Origin of the sequence: Anaerocolumna xylanovorans DSM 12503, assembly GCF_900143645.1 — a bacterium.
In the GTDB taxonomy this organism is placed as follows: Bacteria; Bacillota; Clostridia; order Lachnospirales; family Lachnospiraceae; genus Anaerocolumna; species Anaerocolumna xylanovorans.
This window is the reverse complement of record NZ_FRFD01000017.1, coordinates 80927-106777: the sequence shown is the minus strand read 5'-3', so window position 1 is coordinate 106777 and position 25851 is coordinate 80927. Positions and strand designations below refer to the sequence as shown.

The 25851-nt window shown below is 41.2% G+C and carries 21 protein-coding genes, 15 tRNA genes and 1 rRNA gene; 34 read left to right on the top strand and 3 right to left on the bottom strand.

What is annotated here, in order from left to right; translation table 11 throughout:
* The 22 genes from BUF11_RS22850 to BUF11_RS22745 form a co-directional block, all read left to right on the top strand.
* Positions 1-320 (top strand): 23S ribosomal RNA (locus BUF11_RS22850); the annotation flags it as partial.
* A 101-nt stretch (positions 321-421) separates the two neighbouring features.
* Positions 422-493: transfer RNA gene (locus BUF11_RS22845), tRNA-Asn, on the top strand.
* Between the two features lie 86 nt (positions 494-579).
* A tRNA-Glu gene (locus tag BUF11_RS22840) sits at positions 580-651 on the top strand.
* 33 nt (positions 652-684) lie between these two features.
* Positions 685-757: transfer RNA gene (locus BUF11_RS22835), tRNA-Thr, on the top strand.
* Between the two features lie 4 nt (positions 758-761).
* Positions 762-835: transfer RNA gene (locus BUF11_RS22830), tRNA-Ile, on the top strand.
* A gap of 52 nt (positions 836-887) precedes the next feature.
* Positions 888-961, top strand: a tRNA-Asp gene (locus BUF11_RS22825).
* Positions 962-1009: 48 nt separating this feature from the next.
* A tRNA-Val gene (locus tag BUF11_RS22820) sits at positions 1010-1082 on the top strand.
* Positions 1083-1116: 34 nt separating this feature from the next.
* Positions 1117-1202: transfer RNA gene (locus tag BUF11_RS22815), tRNA-Leu, on the top strand.
* 21 nt (positions 1203-1223) lie between these two features.
* Positions 1224-1297, top strand: a tRNA-Arg gene (locus BUF11_RS22810).
* A gap of 178 nt (positions 1298-1475) precedes the next feature.
* Complete coding sequence (locus tag BUF11_RS22805) at positions 1476-1991, top strand: DUF1700 domain-containing protein (RefSeq protein WP_073591178.1); 516 nt, start codon at positions 1476-1478, stop codon at positions 1989-1991.
* Positions 1992-2661: 670 nt separating this feature from the next.
* Positions 2662-2964, top strand: a complete 303-nt coding sequence (locus tag BUF11_RS22800) for a rhodanese-like domain-containing protein (protein WP_073591177.1) — start codon at positions 2662-2664, stop codon at positions 2962-2964.
* 86 nt (positions 2965-3050) lie between these two features.
* Entirely contained in the window at positions 3051-4214 is a 1164-nt protein-coding gene (locus tag BUF11_RS22795; protein WP_073591176.1) for a THUMP domain-containing class I SAM-dependent RNA methyltransferase, read from the top strand.
* Positions 4215-4505: 291 nt separating this feature from the next.
* Positions 4506-5711, top strand: a complete 1206-nt coding sequence (locus tag BUF11_RS22790; protein ID WP_073591175.1) for an N-acetylmuramoyl-L-alanine amidase — start codon at positions 4506-4508, stop codon at positions 5709-5711.
* A 40-nt stretch (positions 5712-5751) separates the two neighbouring features.
* Positions 5752-6345, top strand: a complete 594-nt coding sequence (locus BUF11_RS22785; protein ID WP_073591174.1) for an XTP/dITP diphosphatase — start codon at positions 5752-5754, stop codon at positions 6343-6345.
* A 43-nt stretch (positions 6346-6388) separates the two neighbouring features.
* Positions 6389-6868 (top strand): metallophosphoesterase, encoded by a 480-nt coding sequence (locus BUF11_RS22780; RefSeq protein WP_073591173.1) that lies wholly within the window; start codon positions 6389-6391, stop codon positions 6866-6868.
* 170 nt (positions 6869-7038) lie between these two features.
* Positions 7039-7113: transfer RNA gene (locus tag BUF11_RS22775), tRNA-Pro, on the top strand.
* A 35-nt stretch (positions 7114-7148) separates the two neighbouring features.
* A tRNA-Gly gene (locus BUF11_RS22770) sits at positions 7149-7219 on the top strand.
* A 27-nt stretch (positions 7220-7246) separates the two neighbouring features.
* Positions 7247-7320: transfer RNA gene (locus tag BUF11_RS22765), tRNA-Arg, on the top strand.
* Between the two features lie 90 nt (positions 7321-7410).
* Positions 7411-7484 (top strand) — tRNA-His (locus BUF11_RS22760).
* Positions 7485-7500: 16 nt separating this feature from the next.
* Positions 7501-7572 (top strand) — tRNA-Gln (locus BUF11_RS22755).
* A 53-nt stretch (positions 7573-7625) separates the two neighbouring features.
* A tRNA-Lys gene (locus tag BUF11_RS22750) sits at positions 7626-7698 on the top strand.
* Positions 7699-7716: 18 nt separating this feature from the next.
* A tRNA-Leu gene (locus tag BUF11_RS22745) sits at positions 7717-7796 on the top strand.
* Positions 7797-7967: 171 nt separating this feature from the next.
* Here the strand turns inward: BUF11_RS22745 and BUF11_RS22740 are convergent.
* Positions 7968-8963 carry a LacI family DNA-binding transcriptional regulator gene (locus BUF11_RS22740; protein ID WP_073591172.1) on the bottom strand — a complete coding sequence of 332 codons (996 nt, stop codon included), beginning with the start codon at positions 8961-8963 and terminating at the stop codon, positions 7968-7970.
* Between the two features lie 195 nt (positions 8964-9158).
* Between BUF11_RS22740 and BUF11_RS22735 the strand changes: the two genes are divergently transcribed.
* The 4 genes from BUF11_RS22735 (at position 9159) to BUF11_RS22720 (ending at position 14228) form a co-directional block, all read left to right on the top strand.
* Entirely contained in the window at positions 9159-10445 is a 1287-nt protein-coding gene (locus BUF11_RS22735) for an extracellular solute-binding protein (protein ID WP_073591171.1), read from the top strand.
* A 53-nt stretch (positions 10446-10498) separates the two neighbouring features.
* Positions 10499-11497, top strand: coding sequence for a carbohydrate ABC transporter permease (locus BUF11_RS22730; RefSeq protein WP_084558838.1), 999 nt, complete (start codon positions 10499-10501; stop codon positions 11495-11497).
* On the top strand, positions 11484-12329 hold the full coding sequence (locus BUF11_RS22725; protein ID WP_073591191.1) for a sugar ABC transporter permease: 846 nt from the start codon (positions 11484-11486) through the stop codon (positions 12327-12329). The genes BUF11_RS22730 and BUF11_RS22725 overlap by 14 nt, the downstream gene beginning before the upstream one ends.
* A gap of 138 nt (positions 12330-12467) precedes the next feature.
* Positions 12468-14228, top strand: a complete 1761-nt coding sequence (locus BUF11_RS22720) for a glycoside hydrolase family 13 protein (protein ID WP_084558837.1) — start codon at positions 12468-12470, stop codon at positions 14226-14228.
* Positions 14229-14332: 104 nt separating this feature from the next.
* Here BUF11_RS22720 and BUF11_RS22715 read toward each other — a convergent pair whose 3' ends face one another.
* Positions 14333-15325, bottom strand: coding sequence for a glycosyltransferase family 2 protein (locus BUF11_RS22715; RefSeq protein ID WP_084558841.1), 993 nt, complete (start codon positions 15323-15325; stop codon positions 14333-14335).
* Positions 15326-15735: 410 nt separating this feature from the next.
* Here BUF11_RS22715 and BUF11_RS22705 point away from each other — a divergent pair, with 410 nt between their 5' ends.
* From BUF11_RS22705 to BUF11_RS23875, 6 genes are all read left to right on the top strand, one after another.
* Positions 15736-17034, top strand: a complete 1299-nt coding sequence (locus BUF11_RS22705; protein WP_073591167.1) for an aminotransferase class I/II-fold pyridoxal phosphate-dependent enzyme — start codon at positions 15736-15738, stop codon at positions 17032-17034.
* 209 nt (positions 17035-17243) lie between these two features.
* Positions 17244-18446, top strand: a complete 1203-nt coding sequence (locus BUF11_RS22700; RefSeq protein WP_073591166.1) for a BMP family ABC transporter substrate-binding protein — start codon at positions 17244-17246, stop codon at positions 18444-18446.
* Between the two features lie 100 nt (positions 18447-18546).
* A complete protein-coding gene (locus BUF11_RS22695; protein WP_073591165.1) occupies positions 18547-20100 on the top strand; it encodes an ABC transporter ATP-binding protein in 1554 nt (517 codons plus the stop codon).
* Complete coding sequence (locus tag BUF11_RS22690) at positions 20078-21184, top strand: ABC transporter permease (RefSeq protein ID WP_073591164.1); 1107 nt, start codon at positions 20078-20080, stop codon at positions 21182-21184. Before BUF11_RS22695 ends, BUF11_RS22690 begins: the two co-directional genes overlap by 23 nt.
* 1 nt (position 21185) lies before the next feature.
* Positions 21186-22166: an ABC transporter permease gene (locus BUF11_RS22685; RefSeq protein WP_073591163.1), complete on the top strand. Its 981-nt coding sequence runs from the start codon at positions 21186-21188 to the stop codon at positions 22164-22166.
* A gap of 111 nt (positions 22167-22277) precedes the next feature.
* The gene (locus tag BUF11_RS23875) at positions 22278-23294 is read left to right on the top strand and encodes an ArsR/SmtB family transcription factor (protein ID WP_084558836.1); all 1017 of its coding nucleotides are present in this window, start codon (positions 22278-22280) and stop codon (positions 23292-23294) included.
* Between the two features lie 17 nt (positions 23295-23311).
* Here BUF11_RS23875 and BUF11_RS22675 read toward each other — a convergent pair whose 3' ends face one another.
* Positions 23312-23785: a YbaK/EbsC family protein gene (locus BUF11_RS22675; protein ID WP_073591189.1), complete on the bottom strand. Its 474-nt coding sequence runs from the start codon at positions 23783-23785 to the stop codon at positions 23312-23314.
* A 307-nt stretch (positions 23786-24092) separates the two neighbouring features.
* On the opposite strand from BUF11_RS22675, the gene BUF11_RS22670 reads away from it, so the two are divergent.
* Both BUF11_RS22670 and BUF11_RS22665 read left to right on the top strand, forming a co-directional pair.
* Positions 24093-25067 (top strand): ABC transporter ATP-binding protein, encoded by a 975-nt coding sequence (locus tag BUF11_RS22670; protein ID WP_073591162.1) that lies wholly within the window; start codon positions 24093-24095, stop codon positions 25065-25067.
* Positions 25064-25846, top strand: coding sequence for an ABC transporter permease (locus BUF11_RS22665; RefSeq protein ID WP_084558835.1), 783 nt, complete (start codon positions 25064-25066; stop codon positions 25844-25846). The genes BUF11_RS22670 and BUF11_RS22665 overlap by 4 nt, the downstream gene beginning before the upstream one ends.
* Positions 25847-25851 lie beyond the last annotated feature (5 nt).

The window sequence follows — 25851 nt, the reverse complement described above, 5'->3', positions numbered from 1 at the left end:
TGGGTTCAGAACGTCGTGAGACAGTTCGGTCCCTATCCGGCGCGGGCGTAGGATATTTGAGAGGAGCTGACCTTAGTACGAGAGGACCGGGTTGGACTGACCTCTGGTGTACCGGTTGCACTGCCAAGTGCATGGCCGGGTAGCCAAGTCGGGAAGGGATAAACGCTGAAGGCATCTAAGCGTGAAGCCCCCCTCAAGATGAGATATCCCATAGCATAAGCTAGTAAGACCCCTGAAAGACGATCAGGTGGATAGGTTAGAGGTGGAAGTGCAGCAATGCATGCAGCTGACTAATACTAATAGGTCGAGGGCTTGACCTTAAGTAAGTGGAATGTTATATTACACTTATGGTTATATAAATGTTCATATGCTTTTGTAAATTCCTTAATTATTGGATAAAATATTATCTGGTGTAGTTTATTCCTCGATAGCTCAATGGTAGAGCACACGGCTGTTAACCGTGGGGTTGTAGGTTCGAGTCCCACTCGGGGAGTTGTAGTTACAAAATAAACTGTTAACTACGAAAAAAGTAAAATAATTATTGACAAATGTTAAGAATTGTGTTATAATTAATGTTATGGCTCCATGGTCAAGCGGTTAAGACACCGCCCTTTCACGGCGGTAACAGGGGTTCAAATCCCCTTGGAGTCATTTTGTGTTGTCATGAACGTGGAAATGGTATTTGCCGACGTGGCTCAATTGGCAGAGCAGCTGACTTGTAATCAGCAGGTTATCGGTTCGAGTCCGATCGTCGGCTTTTTGGACCTTTAGCTCAGTTGGTTAGAGCAACCGGCTCATAACCGGTCGGTCCGGGGTTCAAGTCCCTGAAGGTCCATTACAATCTGTATATTTTTAATTTTGCAGATACATATAACTTATTATTATATGGCCTAGTGGCTCAGTTGGTTAGAGCGCCGCCCTGTCACGGCGGAGGTCGAGGGTTCGAGTCCCTTCTGGGTCGTTTCTTTAGAAATAAAGAACCAGATAAATAATTCACAGCACAAGTTTTGGGATCTTAGCTCAGCTGGGAGAGCATCTGCCTTACAAGCAGAGGGTCATAGGTTCGAGCCCTATAGGTCCCATAAATAATTGGTTCTTAGGAATCAATTATTGAATGCCGGCGTGGCGGAACTGGCAGACGCACAGGACTTAAAATCCTGCGGGCTTAATCGCCCGTACCGGTTCGATTCCGGTCGCCGGCATTTGGCAAATATATAGAATTTGTGCGTTTAGCTCAGCTGGATAGAGCGTCTGGCTACGGACCAGAAGGTCGGGGGTTCGAATCCTCTAACGCACGTATGGAGACTGTAATTTCCTATAAGGAAATTACAGTTTTTTTAATATAAAGTTAATCTAACTACTATTTACCCTGATGATTCTATATGCTAAAATTAGACTAACTTACACAAGTTTAGAAATATTGCAGATGGATAGCCTTTAAGTAGGATATAAGATGATCATTATTAGGAGGATACATGACGAAGAGTGAATTTATAGCAGAGCTTAGAATAGCTCTTGCAGGAGAATTACAGGAAAATGAGATAGAAAATAATATTTACTATTATGATAATTATATAAAAGAGCAAACATTAAATCAATCAGAAGAAAGCGTGTTGGAACAATTGGGAGATCCAAGGCTGATTGCGAAAACGATAATTGAGACATATCAATTATCACATGAATCTTTCTATAATACAAGGCGTCATGCGGATTATGACGAAGATTTTGACGGAAATCTGAACAGAGAGAAAGAAACGCAGGAAGCTTACAAAGAGGATGGAATGTATAATCAGGGAAATGGAAGCTTTCATGTTTATGGGGACTATCAGATCAAATGGTACCATAAACTGATATTGGCTGTTGTAGTGGTTTTAGTCCTTACAGTAGTTCTGTTTATAGGCGGTATCTTATTGAAACTGTTTTTTACCATTGGGATACCCTTGCTGGTCATATATTTAATCTATAGGCTGATAACAAACAACAGAAATTGATGGGGAAAGATACAGTGACTGAATCGAAATGTCCGAAGTAAGGTACAAATATAGAAATGAAACAACCGCCAAGGGGGAGCCAAGGCGGTTGTTTCGATGAGGGGAGTATAAATAATTAATAAGGGGTTATATAGTGCGTTAGAAAATCATTTGATATCTCTAACACACTTACATTATAATACATAAATATCATTTATGCAAGATGCTAGGAAGATAAATTGAAAAAAAATTCTTAAAAAATCTTAATAACTTTTATTCATTAAAACAATAGAAAATTATAGAAAGTATTTTTGAGAAAAATACTTTGAAGATGCATATTTCATTTTAAACAGGTCCATAATATTTGTGTAATCACAACAAATAAGATTTTTAGGAGGACTTTTAAAAATGACAAGCAATTATAACGATTACTCATCCAATTCTGAAAAGAATACTACCAACAAGAACACAACATCCAACACAACATCTAACACAACATCAAAGAATTCCAATTCTTCTAAGAACAATGCGAAGAACACAAGTACATCTAATTCTGCTCGCAACACAACAAAAGAATAATAAAAGAATGTACGGAAAAATAAGCCTGGTGAAGGCTTATTTTTTTGCCTATCTTCGCATTGCACAATTAAAATTACAGAGAATATTATAATATCAAAGCGCAGGTGATATTATGACTTTTGAGACCATACGTGCAAAGGATGTTATATTTTACATAAGAAGAGAGGATACTCAGATAATTGATATCCGTGAGCCGAGTGATTACAGGCAGGGACATATACCATCGGCTATCAATATACCTTATGATGATTTTGAGAATGGACAGAGAAATATAGCAAGGAATAAGCTTCTTATTTTATATTGTGAAAGAGGAAATCTAAGTCTTTTGCTCGCAAGGGATTTAAGTAATGAGGGGTATATGGTTAAGAATATTTACGGGGGACTTAATGCATACCGGGGACCTTTGGAGTATTAGTATTTATTGCATTGGTATCTCCCATATGTTATAATCAATGGGCAGTTTAATTTGCCGATAACGAAAGGATAAAAGAGTACAGTAAGATGAGTCAGTATGAATTTTTAGCACCATGCCACTTTGGGTTAGAGAGTGTCCTGAAGAAAGAAGTTATGGATTTAGGTTATGAGATTAAACAGGTGGAAGATGGGAGAGTCATCTTTTCAGGAGATGAGACTGCTTTTGCAAGAGCCAATATATTTCTTCGGACTACCGAACGTATACTCCTTAAAGTAGGCAAATTTAAAGCAGAGAGCTTTGATGAATTGTTCGAAAAGACAAAAGATCTTCCCTGGGAAAATTATATCCCAAAGGATGGTAAGTTTTGGGTGGCTAAGGCTACTTCTATAAAGAGTAAAGTATTCAGCCCTTCCGATATACAATCAATTATGAAAAAAGCTATCGTCGAAAGGCTTAAGCAGGTTTATAAGCTTGACTGGTTTCCGGAAGATGGAGAAGAGTATCCTATTCGTGTAACTTTCATGAAGGATGAAATAACAATAGGAATAGATACTTCCGGGGAATCTCTTCACAAGAGAGGATACCGTAAGCTGGCAAGTAAGGCGCCTATTACGGAGACACTGGCGGCAGCGCTTATTATGCTGACTCCATGGAGAGAAGACCGGATACTGTTAGATCCTTTTTGCGGCAGCGGTACGATTCCCATCGAAGCTGCCATGTTGGGAGCAAATATAGCACCGGGAATAAATCGTTCCTTTCTGGCGGAAAATTGGAGCCTGGCACCCAAAAAGGTATGGTATCAAGCCATTGAGGAAGCAAATGATGTAAGAAAAAAAGATGTCCAGATGACGATACAGGGATATGATCTTGATGGAGACATTATCAAGGCGGCAAGACAGAATGCTGCTTTAGCGGAGGTGGATGGCTATATTCATTTTCAGCAAAGGCCCCTTAGTGAATTAAGCCATAGTAAGAAATATGGTTTTATTATTACGAATCCTCCCTATGGTGAGAGGCTTGAAGAGAGAGAAGCTCTTCCGGCTCTTTATAAAGAAATAGGCAGGGTATATGCAAATCTGGATTCGTGGTCTATGTTCCTGATAACAAGCTATGAGGATGCGGTAAAATATATTGGAAGAAAAGAAGATAAAAACCGTAAAATCTATAATGGAATGATAAAGACTTATTTTTATCAGTTTATGGGACCACGCCCGCCTAAAAAGAATATAGTATTACCGGGTGAAGAATAGAAATATTTATAATAAGAAAAGCTGCTGCTGATGTTTTTGCGGCAGCTTTTTACGTTGCCGGCATGTAAAATTATTTTGTATATTGTAGAAAAATAGGATGCATAGTATAATCTTTCTAACAGGGAAAGTGTGAAAAATACAATGCACTTTTCACACCCCCTTATTTATGCAGTATCACAAGGGAGCTTGCGATATGCATGGGAGCCAAGTGTGAAAATTAAAAAGAAATTTTTCGACTGCGTATTCAGGAATATTAAATGAAAGATCTGATATTCACAAAGGGGGGGTATAATGGGAGAAAAAGCACTTAAGAATATAGCTGCATTTACATTTATTCTGATGCTGTCTGTAATGATACTTTCAATCTTTATTTCCGGAAGACAAAGAGTTTACAATCCCAATTCTGCCTTTGCCGAAATGAAAGCAACATTCTATGAACATAAGAATAAAAGCAAGGACTATCTATCCACTGCCGAAGAATTAAAAGGTGAGCTTGGGGAGAAATATATTATTATAAAGAATGCCGGAAATAATAGTACATATACCATAAATGAAAATTACATGAAGAAAGAAATAACCCTCACAATAAAAGGTTTGAATGAACAAAATCTGACGGAAGATGAGATTGTCAGGGTAAATCAGGGACAAACTTATAAAGGGGCTGTTTCGGGGGAGAATACAGAACAGGGAGGATACCTTGTACCAGAGGTTTTATCAGCAAGCGGTGAGACTTCTTATTATGGAAGGGTTCCAGAGGCTCTGAAAGCGGATCCTGTGAATGATTTTACTATTAGCTATGAAATGCTTAATGAGAAGGAGTATGAAGCAGAAATCCATTTTACGCTGGATCATGTTTATGCGCCTGTGTTGTTTGAGGAAGACGGACAGATATATGTGGCTTTGAAGGAACCATCCAAGGCCTATGATAATATTGTGGTGCTTGATGCCGGACATGGCGGAAAAGATCCTGGCGCAGAAGCCATAGACGGTTCCTGCTATGAGAAAAGCATTAACCTCAAAATTCTACTGGATTTAAAAGAAATACTTGACGGGGAAAATATCAAGGTATATTATACCAGAACAGGGGATGAAACAGTGTATTTAAATCCCAGAGTAAATCTGGCAAATGAAACGAAAGCAGATTTGTTTTTGAGCATCCACTGTAATTCCAGTGAATCCTCACAGCCCAGAGGAATTGAGGTCTTATATAAGAGTGATTGGAATCAGGGCTCTTTTACTTCGGAAAAACTTGCGAGTATTGCTTTAGACGAAATGAAGAATATATCAGGACATATTAACCGCGGGCTGGTTGCCGGTGATGAGATGTTAATAATTCATAAATCCCAGGTTCCTGTAGCATTAATTGAGGTGGGCTTTCTGTCAAATGAAGAGGAGCTGTCCTTCTTAAAGTCAAGAGATAGCGAAAAGGATATTGCACAGGCTATTTCAGTGGTTATTAAGAAAGCATTAGAGGAAAAAAAGAATGCCGGTGATTAAGTATAAAGCAGCATAAGAAAATACAGGAATGAGGGAAAGCATGCATAGAATTATATTTGCGACTGGAAATGAAGGCAAGATGAAAGAAATCCGTATGATTCTGAAAGATTTGGATTGCCAGGTCCTGTCGATGAAAGAAGCAGGGATAGAGGCAGATATTGTAGAAGATGGTACAACCTTTGAAGAAAATGCCATTATAAAAGCAAAAGCAATTATGGAGCTGTCAGGTAATATTGTTTTGGCAGATGATTCCGGGCTTGAGGTAGATGCCATGGATAAGGCACCGGGTGTATATTCTGCAAGATTTATGGGAGAGGATACTTCCTATGATATAAAAAATAATTATATCTTAGAGCAATTGAAGGGACTTCCAGAGGAAAAAAGAAGTGCAAGATTTGTGTCTGTAATAGCCTGTGCCTTTCCGGATGGAAGGATATTTACAACGAGAGGTGTTTTCGAAGGCTTTATCGGTGATAAAATTTCAGGAGAAAACGGCTTCGGGTATGACCCTATTTTTTGGGTGCCGGAATTTGGCTGTACTTCGGCAGAGCTGCCGCCGGAAGTTAAAAATGCAGTGAGCCACAGGGGCAAGGCACTTGGCAGCATGAAAGAGAAATTGAAGGAAATGCTATAAAAATAAGGCAGAAAGGCAATGTGACCGGGACATTTGAAAATTTATGAAAGTACTGATTGTAAGTGACTCTCATGGCAGAGTCGGAAACCTTGAAAAGGTAATTCAAAAAGTAGCCCCTCTTGATTTAATGCTTCACTTAGGGGATTTTGAGAGCGGAGAGGATTATATCGGCCTGCTGGCGGCCTGTCCGGTAGAATTTGTGGCTGGAAACAACGATTTTTTTGCAGATGCGCCAAAGGAAAAAACGCTTGTATTAGGAAAGCATACGATCTTAATGACACATGGGCACCGCTACGGTGTTAATTTTGGTACCGGAAGGATAAAAGAGACGGCACTTTTACATGGGGCAGATATAGTCTTATTTGGGCACACCCATAGGCCGGTAATCGATCTTAGCACCGATGTGTGGGCAGTAAATCCCGGCAGTATAAGCCAGCCAAGGCAGGAAAATGGCAGGCCTTCCTATATTATTATGGATATTGACCAGAAGGGGTTGGCTCATTTTACACTTAATTATTTGTAATATGGGATAGAATTCGAATGAACGAAAACAATATACAATAATGCCGAAAATCTGCCAAGACAAGACATTGTAGAAAAATTCGAAAAAGTTTAAAAAGTTGTTGACAATTGATAGGCTCTATTATATAATAATTCTTGCGTCACGAGAGCCGCATTAAAAAAGGCCGAAAACGGGGTGTGGCTCAGCTTGGCTAGAGTGCTTGATTTGGGATCAAGAGGTCGCAGGTTCAAATCCTGTCACCCCGACTTTTGTTAAGGTGACAAAAGACAAAACTTCATATGCGGGTGTAGTTCAATGGTAGAACACTAGCCTTCCAAGCTAGATACGTGGGTTCGATTCCCATCACCCGCTTGATGTATGTTAATATACATCTTATGTGTGCTAGTAGCTCAGTTGGATAGAGCAATGGCCTTCTAAGCCATGTGTCGGGGGTTCGAATCCCTTCTGGCACATTTTATCTTGTCTAGGCATATGCACAGCAACAGGGTAAGACAGCCATGTTGTGTTTACAATATGGACAAGATAAGGTGTTATTGTTTGTGGTGGGTATAGCGCAGTTGGTTAGCGCGCCAGATTGTGGCTCTGGAGGCCAAGGGTTCGAATCCCTTTATCCACCTTGGTAATAGTACCATTGGGCTGTCGCCAAGCGGTAAGGCACAGGACTTTGACTCCTGCAGTCGCTGGTTCAAATCCAGCCAGCCCAGTCAGCCGTTATAAGCTGAAATAAGGGCACTGCTGCAGGCAGTGTAAAATAATTGGGATATTAGCTCAGTTGGTAGAGCACTTGACTTTTAATCAAGGTGTCCCGGGTTCGAATCCCGGATGTCTCATTTCGTAACAACAATTAAGCGGATGTGGCGGAATTGGCAGACGCGCTAGACTTAGGATCTAGTGGGATACCGTGCAGGTTCAAGTCCTGTCATCCGCATAGGAAATTTAGAAGCCTTGATTTTCAAGGCTTTTTTTATTATGTTTTATCAGAAAGCGTAATTTTTTTGATATGAAGCAGTTAGAATTAAATTCAATAAATTGAACTGCCGGGCAGGATTTTAGCATTAATCCGCCCGGCAGTTTTGTATATCGGTATGGGAATACTGTCTTAAGCGTTAATTACCGGTAAAGTGGTATAGGTCTGTATCTGAAGAGATGGATTTTCCAGCTTTCGAAGCAGCATATTACCGGCCTGCATACCCATGTCGTATACATTGATATCAATTACTACGGGTTTGGGGTCCAGAATTTTCGTATAGGGGTATAAATCAAAAGTAAGAAATGCGACATCCTCCGGCACCTTAAGGTTTAATTTCTCTATAGCTTTCGCGACACCTAAAGCAATGGTGTTATTTTCGCAGAGGATAGCCTTGGGAGGCTTTGGGGACTGCAATAGACGAAGAGCTGCCTGGCAGCTTTCTTCGATTCCGGAATCCGTGTAGCAGATTTTATCCGCAGCAACCAGATATCCGTAATGATGCATGGTTCCAAGAAACCCCTTCAAGCGCTGGGTGGAAATATAATCGGTCTGTCTGCCGCCGATAAACGCAATGTCACCATATCCGCAGGAGATTAAATATTCTGCAGCAGTCTGTCCGGCCAGAGCATGGTTGGTATCAACCCAGCATAGCTGCGTGTCAAAACCGGGATGGCCGATTAAGATGTGGGGAAATTGCTGTCTGGTAATCATGTCCGCTATTTCTTTGTTAATAGCAGAACCGTGGATAATCATTCCGTCGGCACATTTTTTGGCCATAACCTTAGATACGGATTCTCCCTTATCCGTATCGGTAGAGGTATCCATAAGGGTAAGGGAATAGTTGTTTTCTGATAAAACCCTGTTAACGCCGCACATGATATCAAACATATGGGGATTATGGTAGGCTTCATCCTTGCTTAGAGAGGTTAGGTATACAATGTTTTGGGTAATCTGTCTGGCAAAGCTGACGGCTCTGGAATTGGGGGTGTAGTTTAGTCTGCGGATAACCTCCTGTACCCGTGCTGCAGTTGCCGGAGATATGGTTGTCCAGTTATTCAGTACCTTGGAAACCGTGGATGTTGAGACACCGGCTTCTCTGGCAACGTCACCAATGGTTATAGGCATGTTTTTCCTCCTTAAATACATACAGTTTTTTTATAATAGTATAGCGGTTTCCTTACAAAGTCAACTATTTTTAACAAAACATAATTGACTATGCCCTACTAATATGGTAAAAATAACAGAAACAAACATGAAATAGGATTGTTTTTAATAAGAGTTTAGGAAAATGATTTCCTAAATAACAAGGAGGATAATGGTATGAAACGATTGGTAACGATTATTCTGTGCGGCTTGCTTGCAGTAAGTCTGTTAGGCTGCGCGAAGAACAACACTGTAAGCTCTGTGAAGGAGCCGGATGCAACAGATATCACGAAAGAGGCGGATAAGAAAACGGATGGAAATGCAGAAAAAAAGCCGGTAGAGATAAAAATCTGGCATGACGGTGATGAGGCCATTATGGATAATATTCAGGCGAGCCTCAATGAAAGCTTAAAGGACAGTAAGATTACGGTTGCTTTTGAAAAAAAGACCAGCCTGACAGACCAGCTTAAGATGTATGGCAGTGATGCTGCTAATGGTCCGGATATGTATTTTTATGCCCATGACTCTGTGGGAATGTTTGCACAGATGGGAATACTGGCTCCTGTATCCGATCTTATTGAAGACAAAGACATGGCGGATTTACTGCCCATGACCGTACAGGCAGGCACTTTTAAGGAAAAGAAGTATCAGCTTCCGGTATATTTTGAAACCCTGTTATTCCTTTATAACAAGGATCTGTGGAAGGGAGAGGTTCCAAATACTACGGAAGAATTATACCAGTACATGAAAGAAAATACCAATACGGATGCAGGTACCTATGCACTTGTCAACCAGCATTCTACAGCCTATAATGTTTCTCCTTTTATTAATGGTTTTGGAGGTTATATCTTAAAACCGGACGGTACGCCGGGCTTAAATGATGCAGCTACCAAGGAAGCTATCGCTTATAATGAAAAGTTTGCAAAGCTTGAGGCAGATGGGGATTATAATACCGTAAACACTCTGTTTAATGAAGGAAAAGCAGCTGCCATAATAGGAGGGCCCTGGCTGATATCAGGAATTAAAGAAGCAGGAATTAATCTGGGTTATAAGTCTCTGGCAGACTTTACCCTGCCAAATGGCAGCAGCCTGGCACCTTATGCGGGAGTACAGGGAGTTTGTGTGCTGAAATACGCGGCTGAAAACAAAAAAGAAGCAATAAGTGAAGTGTTAAAGGTATTAGCCGGCAAGGAGGCAGGGACAGAGCTTGCAAAGAAATTTAGCTGTGCACCTGCCAATATAAAGGCATATGATGACACAGAGGTTGCCGGCAATGAAATGATTGCAGCCATGAAGGAAACTGCAAAAACTGCCCAGCCCATGCCAAATGTACCGGAGATGGCAGTTATGTGGGGACCTGCAGAAGCTCTTCTGGCAGCGGCGAATAAATCAGGAGAAGACCTTGATAAGGCCGCAGAAAAGTATCAGAAAGATGCGCTTACCGCAATTGCCGATATGCAGTAAGAAGCTTAAGAAATACAGGTTTACTGCTAAGGAAGGAAAGGAATGTTCGTAGAATGAAAGGAAAAAAGAAGTATCTGCCATGGCTGTATTCATCCCCGGCACTGGTTTTGATTGGGATTATTATTGTCTTTCCCATTTTTTATACCGGATTTATATCGTTGACAAATATGAATTTGTTTCATTGGATGGATTATAGGGTCATTGGTTTGGGGAATTTTAAGAGAGCATTGTTTAAAGTGGATTCGGGGTTTCTTAAAGCAATTCTGGTTACTCTTGTCTGGACAGCATTTAATATGGTATTGCAGATGGCAATGGCTTATTTTATTGCTTTAGGGCTTAATGCTCCGGGCTTAAAGGCCAGAAGGCTCTATAAAACGCTGCTGATGTTTCCCTGGGCTATGCCGGCCTATGTATCCATCTTGCTATGGCGGGTAGGTATGTATAATACGGAATTCGGCCTTATAAACAAATTTGGGAGTATGCTTGGATTGCCTAAGATGAATTTTCTCTCGGAAAACATTCCTGCCTTTCTTTCCTGCCTGGCTTTAAACCTGTGGATGGCTCTTCCCTTTATGATTATGATGTTTGACGGGGCTCTGCAAAGTATAGACAAATGCTATTATGAAAGTGCAAGGCTGGATGGTGCGGGGTTTTTACAGCAGAATATCAATATAACAATTCCGTTTATTAAACCGATTATGGCACCGGCTGTTATTATGACGACCTTTACAACCTTTAAGCAGTTTGATATCTTTTATCTTCTTACCATGCAAAAAGGTGCTTATTCCGGAGCAACACTTCAGACAATAATTACCTATGCACATCAAAATGCATTTGTTTCCAATAATTATGGTTTGTCTTCAGCGGTATCCATCATAATATTTGGTATCATCATAGTACTCTCCCTGTTCACCAACCGGGGAGTGAGGGAGGAGCAGGCGGCTGGCAGTGCCAAGCCAACAAGAGTAAAATACAGGCAGAAGAAATCTGCCGTGGATATAAGACGCAGGAGGAATGTGCGCGGGAATGAGGATAAACATGAAAAAATATAAATTAAAGAGAACAATGGGATATTCCCTGCTTAATATATTCTTTATCCTCCTGTGTTTTTTGGGGATGATACCAATCCTCTATGCACTTTCACTGTCCTTAAGCTCAGGCAGTGCGGTACTGTCCTCCGGCATTTCTATCCTGCCGGATAATCCAACCTTAAATAATTATAAAGCTATTATCATAGAAAAACCTTTTTTAGTCTGGCTTAAAAATTCTGTGGTGCTTAGCGCCGGTACCATGATAATAGCCATGGGGGTTTCGGTAGAAGCCGCTTATGCATTTTCCAGGTTTCGCTTCAAAGGAAGGGAGGGAGTATTAAAAGGATTATTACTCTTAAATGCCTTTCCGCAGATTTTGTCCATGTTTGCCATTTTCCGTCTGTTTAAACAGATGGATCTTCTAAACCGGCATCTGGGGTTAATAATGATTTATGCAGGATCCATGTGCATTTTTGGAATCTGGAATATGAAAGGCTATTTTGATACCATACCCATTGAGATAGAAGAAGCATCCAAAATTGACGGAGCCGGTAATTTTAAGCTGCTGACAGCAATAATACTGCCCTTGGCAAGGCCTGCTATTATTGTAACTTCCGTCATGATTCTTATTTTCGTGTGGAATGAGTATTTGTTTGCAACCACCTTTATGCTAAACGAAAACAGTTATTCTCTTGCGGGAGGGCTGTATCAGCTGCAAGCCGGAGATTACAGCAGAAGCTGGCCGTTATTCTCGGCAGCAGCCATCCTTGTATCGGTACCAATTCTTATCATATTCTTCTTCATCCAGAAGTATATGGTGTCCGGTCTGACCTCCGGCGGTGTAAAGGGTTAAACCCGTTGCTAAAATACCGGTCAGGTTGAAAGAAAATGAAACAGAGAAAGGAAGCCATATGACAATTCTTTCAATCCTTTATTATGGCAATATCCCAGGTATATACATAGGTACTGCCTGTGATAAATGGGTATCAACATGAATAAAAGTGCAATTTTACATATACCCCAGTCCCAGTATGCTTATCCAAACAGTGAAAACAGTATGACTATCCGCCTAAGGGCTGAGGCAGATAGTCTGACAGACTGTATCCTATATATTGGAGACAGGGCTTGTTCCCAAAGTCCGGTGCAGTTTTCCCCTTTGCCAATGAAGGTTGTGGCAAGGGATGAGCTCTTTGAATATTATGAGGCGGTCTTTGAGGTACCCTTTAACCGGATATGTTATTATTTCAGGCTGGAATCCGGTGAGGAATGGACATATTACTATGCTGACCGGTTCTTTAGAGAGCTGCCGGATATTATCCTGGAGGGCAGTTTGATTGAGGGCAGGAGTGAATATTATCAATATCCCTATATTCTAAGGAATGAAATACCGGATGTGCCGGAATGGTTTAAAAATACTATAGTTTATAATATATTTCCTGACAGCTTTGCTACGGGAAAGGAAGCACTTACAGTGCAGGAGAAGCAAATACCATTAGATAACGGTATTTGTTCCAGGGCTCTTCTTGGAGGAACAATACGGGGGATTACAGAAAATGTAGAATATGTAAAGGAATTGGGTTTTAACTGCATTTATTTAAATCCTATCTTTACGGCAGGAGAATACCATAAATACGACCTGCTGGATTATTATCATACCGACCCCTGCCTTGGCAGTGATGAGGATTTTAAAGAACTGGTAGAGACGGTTCACAAAAATGGCATGCATATTATCATAGATGGTGTATTTAATCATTGCAGCTGGTATTTCTTTGCCTTTGAGGATGTGGTCAGAAACGGAGAGAATTCCAAATATAAGGATTGGTTTTACAACCTTACCTATCCGGTTATAAGGCCGGAGGGCAACGAGGCACCGAATTATGCCTGCTTTGCCTATGAGAAAAAGATGCCGAAGCTTAATACCCTGAACAAAGAAGTGCAGGAATATTTTACGGAGGTTTGCAGATATTGGATCAGGGAATATAAGGTGGATGGCTGGCGGCTTGATGTGGCCAATGAAGTTTCAAGAGATTTCTGGAGAGCTTTTAGGAAGGCGGCAAAGGAAGAAAATCCCCAGGCGGTTTTAATCGGTGAGGTATGGGAGAATGCAGAAAGCTGGCTTAAGGGTGATGCCTTTGATTCTACCATGAATTATGATTTCAGAAAATATTGCAGAGAGTACTTTGCCTCCAGAAAAATGGATGCTTTCAGTTTTGCCGGAGCGGTTTCAACTATGATGCTTCGGTACCCCGCCAATATCTCTCTGGGTCAGCTTAATTTACTGGATAGCCATGATGTGCCAAGATTTTTATCCCTTTGCCGGGGCGATATGAGACGGTGGAAGCTGGCTTTTATTTTTTTGATGCTTTTTCCCGGTGTACCAAGCTTGTTTTATGGAGATGAGAAGAAGGTAGAGGGAATCACGGAGCGGGAATACAGAAGCGCCATGCCCTGGCAGAGCAGTGACGGGGAATTTGAAGGATTTGTAAAGAAAATTTTAAGTATCAGGAAGGAATATATCTGTGCTGCTTCCGGTTATGAGGTGTTGCAGGCTGATAAGGGGAGCGGACTGTATTCCTTTATTAGAACCGGAGATAAAGGAAGAATCCTGGTTTGCTTAAATGCCAAAGAAGGAGAAGAAAAGGCAAAAGTACCCGGAAGGAGAACAGCCTTATCAGAACAGGGTGTTATTGACAGGGAGGAATCCCATGTCAGGATATCAGCCTGCGGATTTGGTATATATGTGATAGATTAAAGCAGCAGAATTCATTGAGAACTTGAGGGTGTCCCCAAAGTCAGTTTAGCCAGTTATGGGAGACTTTTGAGACACCCTCGGATTTATAGGATAACTCTTTGGTCTTATTGCTCTAAAATTTTTCTGGATTTTTTATCTGCTTTCTTCTCCTTGGATTTTTTCACAGGCTTCTTATCCGCTTTCTTCTTCGGCAATTTATATTCAACAGGCTCCGGTTCGGAGGCTGGTTTTTTAGTGGATATTTTAGGGATTTTTTCTGTTGGGTGTACAGCATCCAGAGGTTTCTTACGTTTTCCGGTATCTCTGGCAACAGCAATATAAAACATCTGTATACGAAGCTTATTTTCATCGTATATATCCATACTTTTATATAAATCTTTGTAATAGTCAAAAAGAATACGTTTGGTTCGTATAGTCTGTCTTAGGTTGACCTGTGTGGCCACGAGGCTCCCCTTGGTCTTTACGTAGTAATAGATGGGCTTTTTTACAACATAAACGTCCTTCACATATTGGAGGTACTCCAGATTAAAGAGAAAATCTTCACACCAATTTAAATCTCTGGAGCATTTTAATTTATGGGATTTTACAATATCCGTCCGGAAGAATTTGTTCCACATAACTCCATAATAGAAGTTGGCGGGAGCTTTCATCATATATTCTGCAAATTCCCTGCGGCTTATGAGTCCTTCTTCCGGGATATGTCCCCGTATGTATATTTTATGGTTAACAACCCGGTGGTAGTCGGTTATAATCATGTCACAGTGGTTAGTTTCTGCTGCAGTAACAAAGGTTTCCGTGGCGTCCTTTACAAGCCAGTCATCACCGTCCACAAATTGCAGGTATTTGCCTCTGGCGTTCTTCATACCTAAGTTTCTGCTGTCGCTTACACCGGAATTCCCCTTGTTCAGTATGTGGAAACGCGGGTCGTTCTCCTTAAATTTTTTTAGGACTTTCATGCTGTGATCCTTGCTTCCGTCATTTACAATAAGTACTTCAATATTCTTGTAGCTTTGGTTTCGGATACTGGCTAAACAACGTTCAATTGTCTGCTCTCCATTATATAACGGCACAATAATACTGACCAGTGGTTCACTCATAATTATAAATCCTTTCTGCTGTCGGATAAGCATATGATACCCTGAATTACACTAATAGAATAATTATATCATTTATTACTATATATTTCTATTAATATTCAATAGGAAATCACGACAATCCATTATCCGTTTATTTAGAATAAAGGTAAATATTTTTAATCTGGCAGAGAAAATTCCTGCCTCATGGAAATATATGGTGTATGACCTTGAAAAAGAGCAGAAAGGAAAAAGTTTACAGTATAAATAAGCAGCAAATATGAGTTAAATAAAGCCTGCTTATAAGTAAGAAATAACAGCTGTAAATAGGATAAATATTTTGACGAAAACGGTGAAAGTGGCTTGTTTTCCATTGCATGCGCAAGAATTTTGTGATAGACTGACACAAATGATGTTGCAGAGGAGGCCTCTTCTTGAAACCTTATAAAGAGATGTCCAGGGAAGAATTACTGGAATTAAAAGACGAATTAAAAAAGCAGTATAAAATGATGAGAGGACTTAATTTAAGTCTTGATATGTCAAGGGGAAAGCCCTGTATAGAGCAATTGGATATTTCCATGGAAATGATGGATATTTTGAACAGTTCCTCCGACCTTACCTGCGAAGACGGAATGGATTGCCGTAATTACGGAGTACTTGACGGACTGCCGGAAGCAAAGAAGCTCATTGGAGATATGATAGAGGTTCCCGCTGAAAATTTGATTATATATGGTAACTCCAGTTTAAATATTATGTATGACGCAATTTCCAGATCCATGACCCATGGTGTTATGGGAAGTACCCCCTGGTGCTGTTTGGACAAGGTCAAGTTCCTATGTCCGGTACCCGGATATGACAGGCATTTTGCTATCACAGAATATTTCGGCATTGAGATGATCAATATACCTATGACAGATGAAGGTCCGGATATGGATCTGGTTGAGAAGTATGTATCAGAGGATGAAATGGTAAAAGGTATCTGGTGTGTTCCGAAGTATTCGAATCCTCAGGGAATTACCTATTCTGACAGAGTGGTAAAAAGGTTTGCAAGACTAAAGCCTGCGGCTAAGGATTTTCGTATATATTGGGATAATGCTTACAGTATGCATCATCTTTATGAAGACGAACAGGAAAATATTCTGGAGATTTTAGAGGAATCCAAAAAAGCCGGGAATCCTGATATTGTTTATAAGTTTTCATCTACGTCAAAGATAAGCTTTCCAGGTTCCGGTGTAGCTGCCATTGCAACTTCGCCGAACAATTTGGTAGATATAAAGAAGCAGCTGGCAATCCAGACCATCGGCCACGACAAAGTAAACCAGCTGCGCCATGTGAGATATTATAAGGATATTAACGGTATTATTGCACATATGAAAAAGCATGCGGATATATTAAGACCGAAGTTCGAGACAGTTCTTGAGGTTTTGGAAACAGAGCTTGGCGGACTTGAAATTGCCTCATGGCATAAGCCAAAGGGCGGTTATTTTATATCTTTTGATACTTTAAACGGCTGTGCGAAAGAAGTCGTAGAAAGGGCCCAAAAAGCAGGAGTTAAGTTGACCTCCGCAGGGGCAACCTATCCATACGGAAAGGATCCTAACGACAGCAATATACGTATTGCACCCTCTTTCCCGCCGGCTAAAGATTTAAAGACAGCTATGGAGCTTTTTACACTTTGTGTTAAGCTTGCAAGCATCGAAAGGTATTTAACGATGCTTGAAGAAAAAGCCTAGAATACTCCTTCAGGTAAATTTAAGTCTATTTATGCATAGGCCCAATGGAGGGAGTTGCGTGTATTTTTATACATACAACTCCTTTCTTTTATGAGATTTACAGATGTTGTTTTTACTATGATACATATGCTTTTGGCATTATGTTATAAATGTGTTCATAGGGTTACAATCTCCATGGACGCTACTAAATTTTACAGGAGGAAATTTTAATGAAGAAAGTGGTTACGTTAGTGCTTATTTTGGTAATGACAGTCGGAATGGTGACAGGATGCGGTAAGTCGGATACCAAAGATACTACAAAGGGTGATTCTTCCGATATCAAGGTTGGTATTATTTACATTGGAGATGAGAATGAAGGCTATACTGCCGCTCACATGGACGGCATCAAGGAAATGATGAATACCCTGGGCTTATCAAAGAATCAGGTAATTGAAAAGACCAATATAGCAGAAGATGAATCCTGTTATGATGCTATTGTTGACCTGGCAGACCAGGGCTGTAATATTATTTTTGCTAACAGCTTTGGCTATGAAACTTATATGATGCAGGCAGCAGGAGAATATCCTGACATCCAGTTCTGCCACGCTACCGGCTATCAGGCGAAGTCCTCCGGACTTGCCAACATGCATAACTACTTTACAGCGGTATATGAATCCCGCTATGTATCCGGTGTTGTAGCAGGACTTAAGCTGAATGACATGATTAAGAACGGAACAATTACGGCAGACCAGGCTAAGATGGGCTATGTAGGTGCTTATAACTATGCGGAAGTTGTATCCGGTTATACTTCATTTTATCTTGGCGCCAGAAGTGTATGCCCTTCTGTTACGATGGAAGTTCAGTATACCAACAGCTGGGGAGATATGGCGGCTGAAAATGAAGTTGCAAAACAGCTTATTGCTGATAAATGTGTATTAATCAGCCAGCATGCAGACACCACCGGCGCTCCTACTGCCTGTGAAGAAGCAAATATTCCCTGTGTAGGATATAACGTAGATATGACGTCTGTTGCTCCGGGCACAGCATTAACCTCTGCTACCATTAACTGGGGACCTTATTATATATATGCTGTGAAATCTATTATCGACAAAACAGCTATTGCCACTGACTGGTGCCAGGGATTTGCTGATGGTGCTGTTAGCATCTCTCCTTTAAATGACAAAGCAGTTGCTCCCGGAACAGCCGATGAGGTTGCCAAAGTGGAAGCAAGTTTAAAGGACGGTTCCCTTAAGGTATTTGATACCAGCAAGTTTACCGTTCAGGGCTCTAAAATCGAAGATTTAATCACGAAGGATGAAAAATTCTCCAAATATTCTGCCTATGTATCCGATGGATATTTCCACGAGTCAGAAGTCATCTCTGCTCCTGCCTTTGATTTAAGAATTGATGGAATTACTGAATTGACAAAATAATTAAAATTGTTGCTTAAAATGTATGAGGCTTGGTGTTTGGCCTTTTATGCGGGACTGCAAGTTTGCGGTTCCGCAAATTTATTGTGCAGGAGGTTTTTTTGTGGAACAGATAAACGCCATTGAATTAAAGAATGTTACCAAGCGTTTTGGCGAAGTAATAGCAAATGACAGTGTGAACTTTTCTGTCAGAAAGGGTGAAATTCTGTCTGTTTTAGGAGAGAACGGGAGCGGTAAGACCACCCTTATGAATATGCTCTCCGGCATCTATTTCCCGGATGAAGGCCAGATATTTATTAACGGAAATGAAGTAATGATACGTTCCCCAAAAGATTCCTTTGCATTGGGTATCGGTATGATCCATCAGCATTTTAAGCTGATTGATATATTAACTGCCGCAGAGAATATCATACTGGGTTTACAGGGCAGTAAAACATTAAAGATGAATCAGGTACACGAAGAGATAAATAAACTTACTGCCGAATATGGCTTTGATCTGAATCCGTCACAAAAGATATATAACATGTCTGTTTCCCAAAAGCAGACAGTAGAGATTGTAAAGGTACTCTACCGTGGTGCTGATATCCTGATATTAGATGAGCCTACGGCTGTTTTGACTCCCCAGGAAACGAAGAAGCTTTTTGATGTACTCCGCAATATGAAGAAGGCTGGAAAATCCATTATTATCATTACCCATAAGCTGAATGAGGTTTTGGAGCTTTCCGACCGTGTTACGGTGCTTCGAAAGGGAAAATATATCGGCACGGTAAATACCGCAGAGGCTACCGCGGATTCTCTTACCGAAATGATGGTAGGAGAAAAGGTGAAGTTAGATATTGACCGTACGGAGCCTTCTAACACAGAGAAACGGATTGAGATGAGAGGCATAACGTGCAGAAACAGGGAGGGGCTTAAGGTCTTAAAGGAAGCTTCCTTTCAGGCTTACAGCGGTGAAATATTAGGAATCGCAGGAATTGCAGGCAGCGGACAAAAAGAGCTTTTAGAAGCTATCGCAGGGCTTCAAACGATAGAAAGCGGTGAAATTCTTTATTATGCACCGGATGGCAGCACAAATAAGATATCGGACATGAAGGCAACAGATATCAGGGAGTTAAAGATTCATCTGTCCTTTGTTCCGGAGGACAGGCTTGGAATGGGACTTGTCGGTTCCATGGATTTAACGGATAATATGATGCTTAGAAGCTATAAGGAAGGAAAGCATTTCTTTGTTGACCGTAAGAAGCCAAAGAATCTGGCCAACAGTATTGTAGAAAAGCTGGACGTGATAACGCCCGGGGTGGACACGCCTGTAAGGCATCTTTCAGGCGGAAATGTACAGAAAGTGTTGGTTGGACGTGAGATTGCTTCCAACCCAACGGTTCTGATGGTGGCTTATCCGGTAAGAGGGCTTGATATCAATTCTTCCTATACTATATATAACCTGTTAAATGAGCAGAAGGAAAAAGGGGTTGCAGTTATCTGCGTTGGTGAAGATTTGGATGTATTACTGGATTTGTGTGACAGGATATTAGTGCTTAATAGCGGAAGAGTTGCCGGTGTCCTGGACGCGAGAAAGACGACCAAGGAAGAAATCGGACTTATGATGACGTCAGACAGAAAGGGGGCACATAAACATGAGCAAAGAAGCGGCAAATAAAGAAGTATTCTTACGTATGACGAAACGGGACAGTATTTCCAAAAGAAAAGCATGGGCTATCAGAGGAATTGCTGTTGTACTTTCACTGATTCTCTGTGCCCTTATTATTGTCGCACTTACAAATGATAATCCCTTTCAGGTATACCTTGGAATTATAGACGGAGCGGTAGGAAGAAAACGCCGCTTTTGGGTGACTGTCCGGGAAACCATGGTGCTTTTGATTATAGCGGTAGGACTTACCCCGGCCTTTAAGATGCGGTTCTGGAATATCGGGGCGGAAGGCCAGATATTAATGGGCGGTACTGCTACAGCAGCTATGATGATATACTTTGGAAATGCAATGCCTAACTGGCTTTTGCTTTTGGTTATTTTCATTGTGAGCAGCCTTGCCGGTATGCTGTGGGGACTTCTTCCCGCAGTATTTAAGGCTTATTACAATACCAATGAAACCTTATTTACCCTGATGCTTAATTATGTGGCAATGCAGATCGTAACCTTTTGTATTGTTTTCTGGGAAAATCCTGCCGGCTCCAATACGGTTGGAATCATTAACGGTGCAACCAGAAAGGGATGGTTTCGGAATATATTCGGACAACAGTATGTCTTAAACGTTATCATTGTTCTTATCATGACTTTAGCCGTATACCTTTATATGAAGCACAGCAAGCAGGGCTATGAAATTGCAGTTGTCGGAGAGAGCCAGAACACAGCAAAATATGCGGGAATTAACGTGAAAAAGGTTATCATCCGGACTATGATGATTTCCGGCGGAATCTGCGGTCTTGCGGGAAGTATTATTGTAAGCGGTGCCAGTCATACCATATCCACCAGTACTGCCGGAGGCAGGGGCTTTACGGCGATCATTGTTGCCTGGATGTCAAAGTTCAATCCGGTTGCCATGCTTTTAGTATCTGCTTTTCTGGTATTCATGCAGCAAGGTTCCATCCAGATTGCTTCGCAGTATGGACTAAATGAAAATGCTTCCGACATTATAACCGGTATCCTGTTATTTTTCCTGATAGGATGCGAGTTCTTTATTAACTATAAAGTGGAATTCCGTAAGAGCAAGAAGGAGGTGCAATAACATGTCATTGCTGTTAACATTTTTACAGAATGCAATCAGCCAGGGAGTCAGTATTTTGTTTGGTGCCTCCGGTGAGATTGTTACGGAGAAATCCGGTAACTTAAATCTTGGTATTCCGGGTATTATGTACATGGGCGGTATATCAGGCCTGATGGCAGCTTTTTTCTATGAAAAATCGACCGGCCATCCCAATGCCTTTATAGGGTTATTAATATCCTTGCTTGTGACGATGTTAGCGTCTGCCTTTGGCGGACTGATTTATAGTGTCTTAACCATAACCCTTCGTGCCAACCAGAATGTTGTCGGCCTTGCACTTACTACCTTTGGAGTGGGCTTTGGCAACTTCTTCGGCGGCTCTATTTCAAAGCTGGCAGGAGGTGTAGGGCAGATATCCGTTAAGACTACGGCATCTGCTTACCGGGCTAAGATACCGGGATTGTCCGGGATTCCCGTAATCGGCGACCTGCTGTTTTCCTATGGTTTCTTAACATACTTTTCCGTTATCCTTGCCGTCTTGCTTGCCTTCTTCTTAAAAAAGACCAGGAAGGGACTTAACCTTCGGGCTATCGGAGAAGACCCCGGTGCGGCGGATGCTGCCGGTATTAACGTGTCCAGATATAAATATACGGCAACCATTTCCGGTGCGGCTATTGCAGGACTTGGCGGATTGTACTTTGTAATGGAGTATCTTGGCGGGACCTGGAACAATAATGGCTTTGGTGACAGGGGGTGGCTTGCCATCGCTTTGGTTATCCTTGCCCTGTGGAAGCCTGTTAATGCTATCTGGGGTTCTTTCCTCTTTGGCGGACTCTATATTCTTTATATCTATCTGCCGGGATTAACAAGAGCGACACAGGAGCTTTGCAAGATGCTTCCTTATGTGGTAACCATTATTGTGTTAATCTTATCCAGTAAGAGAAACAAGCATGAAAACCAGCCGCCGGCCAGTCTTGGGGAGGCATATTTTAGAGAAGAAAGATAAAAATGCAGGATTCGAAACCATTAAGGGGATTCGGATCCTGTTTTCGTTTGGTTGACAAAAGATTATGGGGGTGATACGATGAAGGCATTATGAAAGAAGGTTAATACGGATATGTTTTATCAGGAGCTTAAGGAAAACAGCTATTATATATATTCGGATGAGATAGAGCTTATGCTGGCGGCTATTAATATTCTGGAGGGGGAAAAGGGGCATAACCTGTCTATGGAGGCATATGCCAGAAAGACACGGGAGGCTTTGAAGAACAAGTATGCCTTTCTTACGGAAGTTTTTAATGCAGCAGGGGGTTCCTATGGAATGTTAGAACCTTTGACGGATTATCCCATTAAGGATTTTAGTTTAGATACATACTGCGATTATCTCCTGCATATGGATACGGCAAGCTTTTTGTCCGGCTATTTTAATATTTTCAATGAGAAGCTTGTCAGAGAGGCCCTTGAAAATGAAGAGTGCTTTGAAAGGCTTTACAGGGAGTATTCAAGGCTTTTGGGAAGTTATCTGGGTTGTAAGATGCTTTTTAGAGAGAGCCGGAAGATAATCTGCGACTTTTTTTCTTTTGTAAAGGAACTGGACACCGATGGTTTTCGCAAAGAAAACGAGAAAGTAAAAGAAGTTCTTGAAAGGGAAGAGGCAAAGACCAAAGAGGAACTGGAGCATCTGGAACCATTAGAATACTCCCAGAAGATGATGGGAAAGGTTTTTCATAACAGAGGGCCTTATCAGGAATTTTATTTTTCCCCCAGCTTATTTCTGACACCCAGAATGATTCGTTTTTTCGGGAAAAATCAGGTGTTGTTTTATTCTATCAGGGAGCCGCAGCAAGATCAGGAAAAGATAGTAAAGCAGCTTAAGGCTGTGGGGGATGATACGAGATTTAAGATTATTGCCCTGCTAAATGAAAAGGAACCGTTAAGAGGGCTTGATATAGCGAAGGAGCTGTCTATGGCACCTTCCACCATATCCCATCATATGGAACAGCTAAAGAGCTGCGGTCTTCTAAATGAGGAGCAGGATAAGAGCTCCAAGTATTACAGTATCAATAGAAATAATGCAAAAGAACTGCTGGAAGCGATGAAAAAGCTTTTGGAAGGAAAAAATACTACTGTTTAAAAGCTAATCTTACGGTTCTAAGCGTGGTAAACTTTGCAGACATCTATCCAGCCTAAACTGTTTGAATATTCTTTAAGTTCTGCGGGTGTCAGTTCTATGGCACTGTTGGAACTGCCGCAGGCAGGAAATACCGCTTGAAAGCGCTGCAGGGATACGTCCAGATAAACCTCTGCTTTATCATTTACTGCAAAAGGGCAGACACCGCCTACGGCATGCCCTGTCAGCGGTTCTGCTTCCTCTGGGGCAAGCATTTTTGCTTTTGTTCCAAACTGGGCTTTGTATTTTGCATTATCGATCCGGGCGTCACCGGCAGTTACAATCAGAACAATTTTCTCACCGGCATGGAAGGATAATGTCTTTGCAATCCGGCATTCTTCACAGGCTAAAGCCCTGGCGGCAAGCTCCACCGTTGCACTGGAGACATCGAATTCCAAAATCCTGTTGTCAATCCCTAACTGTTTAAAATAGCGCTTAACTCTTTCTAGTGACATATTTACACTCATCCTTTCATATCGAAATTTTCTTTCTCTTTTCACCTATGTAATCCTGCTTTGTCATCAAAATTGAAAATTCTAATCTTTCCGTAGTTAAAAAAATCTCTCATAACATACTCAGTTATAGTTTATAAGATCTTACAAGTTTGTACCAAATTATAGCACATACGAAATAATATAACAAATTTAACGTTCGTTTAAAATACAGCCTCGTTAAAAACAATATATTCGTCATTGACTATTGACACATGATTCGATTATAATAATATTCGATATATATCGAATATTAAAGAAGGAGATTTCTATGGATTGTGTCATTGACGTTCAGGATTTGCATCGTGAATTTGTTACATCAAAGGGATGGGTTCACCGAAAGAAGGAAAGGGTCAAGGCGGTTGACGGGATTTCTTTTCAGGTAAAAAGGGGGGAAGTATTTGGGCTCTTGGGGCAAAACGGAGCCGGTAAGACAACCACCATTAAGATGCTGATTACACTGCTTGCACCAACGAAAGGAAAATGTGAGGTACTGGGTTTTGATACATTTTCCCAGGAGAAGAAAATAAGAAACCGAATTAATTTTATTTTTGGAGGGGAACTGGGGCTTTACAGGCGATTATCTGCAAGAGACAATCTGAAATATTTTGCCTGCCTGTATCATATAGGGCAAGAGGAAGCTGACAGCAGGACTGCCAGGATACTTGAACTGGTGGGACTAAGCGAAAAGGCTGATATTTTGGTTGAAACCTTTTCGAAAGGGATGATTCAGAGGCTGCAGATAGCAAGGGGACTCTTAAATGACCCGGAGATTCTCTTTATGGATGAGCCTACAGTAGGACTTGACCCGCTGGGGGCCAGAATGCTTCGGGATATCATAAGAACGTTAAAGGAGGAGGGAAAGACGATACTTTTGACGACCCACTATATGTATGAGGCAGATGAGCTTTGTGACCGGATAGCAATCTTAAACCACGGAAAGCTGGTAGCCATAGATACCCCTGCAAATTTAAAGAAGCTGGCAGAGGAAGAGGAAGTAATAGAAATCCGGTTGGAATATCCCATGGAAAATAAGGTAAAAGAGATAGAAATGATACAGGGAGTAAAACAAGCTGTTTTGCAGCAGGATGAAAAGGATTGTCTTCTTACGGTAAAGTACAGCGCCGGGGCAGAAATTATTGAAGCGGTTATGGAGATTTTAAAGGGGACAAAGGTGCATTCCTTTTCCAATAGGGAAATCACCCTGGAAGATGTTTATATAAAAATGCTGGAGGGGTTATCATGAAAGGATTGAAGGTAATTTATTATACGGCACTGCTGCAGATGAAATGTTCCTTTGCAAGGCCAATGTTCCGCTTCTGCCTGATAGCGAATCCTATCGTTAATACCGTACTTTTATACGAAATGTTTAAAAGCTCTGACAGAGGAGACTTTGTTTCCTACGTTGTACTTGGTGCGGGGCTTATGGCACTCTGGAGCTGCATCTGCTTTTCTTCCGCAGGTGATATTAACAGAGAGAGGTATAGCGGAACGCTTTCTCTTATCTATGTGGCTCCGGCAGGTTTTTCTGCCATTATAACGGGAAAAGTGATCGGGAATACAATACTAAGCATGGTTACTTTTATCTTGTCCTTTTTAACGGCGAAGATTTTGTTTCGGATAGATATAAAAGTAAGCCATCCCTATTGCCTGCTGTTAGCCATTTTTTGTGCGGTTGTCAGTTTTTCCATGATTTCAATCATTGTTGCTTATCTGCTTACACTGTCCAGGAAAACACAGTTATACATGAATTGTATTGAAATCCCTGTTATTCTCGTATGCGGTTTTGTATTTCCTGCAGAAATACTTCCTTTGTGGGTAAGGCCGATTAGTTATATCCTTTCTCCGACCTGGGCGGTGAAATTAATACGGCTTAGCGTATCGGAAGTCTGGAATATAAAAGAGTTTTATACGGTGTTATGTATTCTGATAGCTGTTACCGCTGTTTATCTTGTTATAGGGTACTTTCTTTTAAAATTAATCGAGAGCCAGGTAAGGGTACTGGCAACCTTGGAGGTGAGCTGATAAGG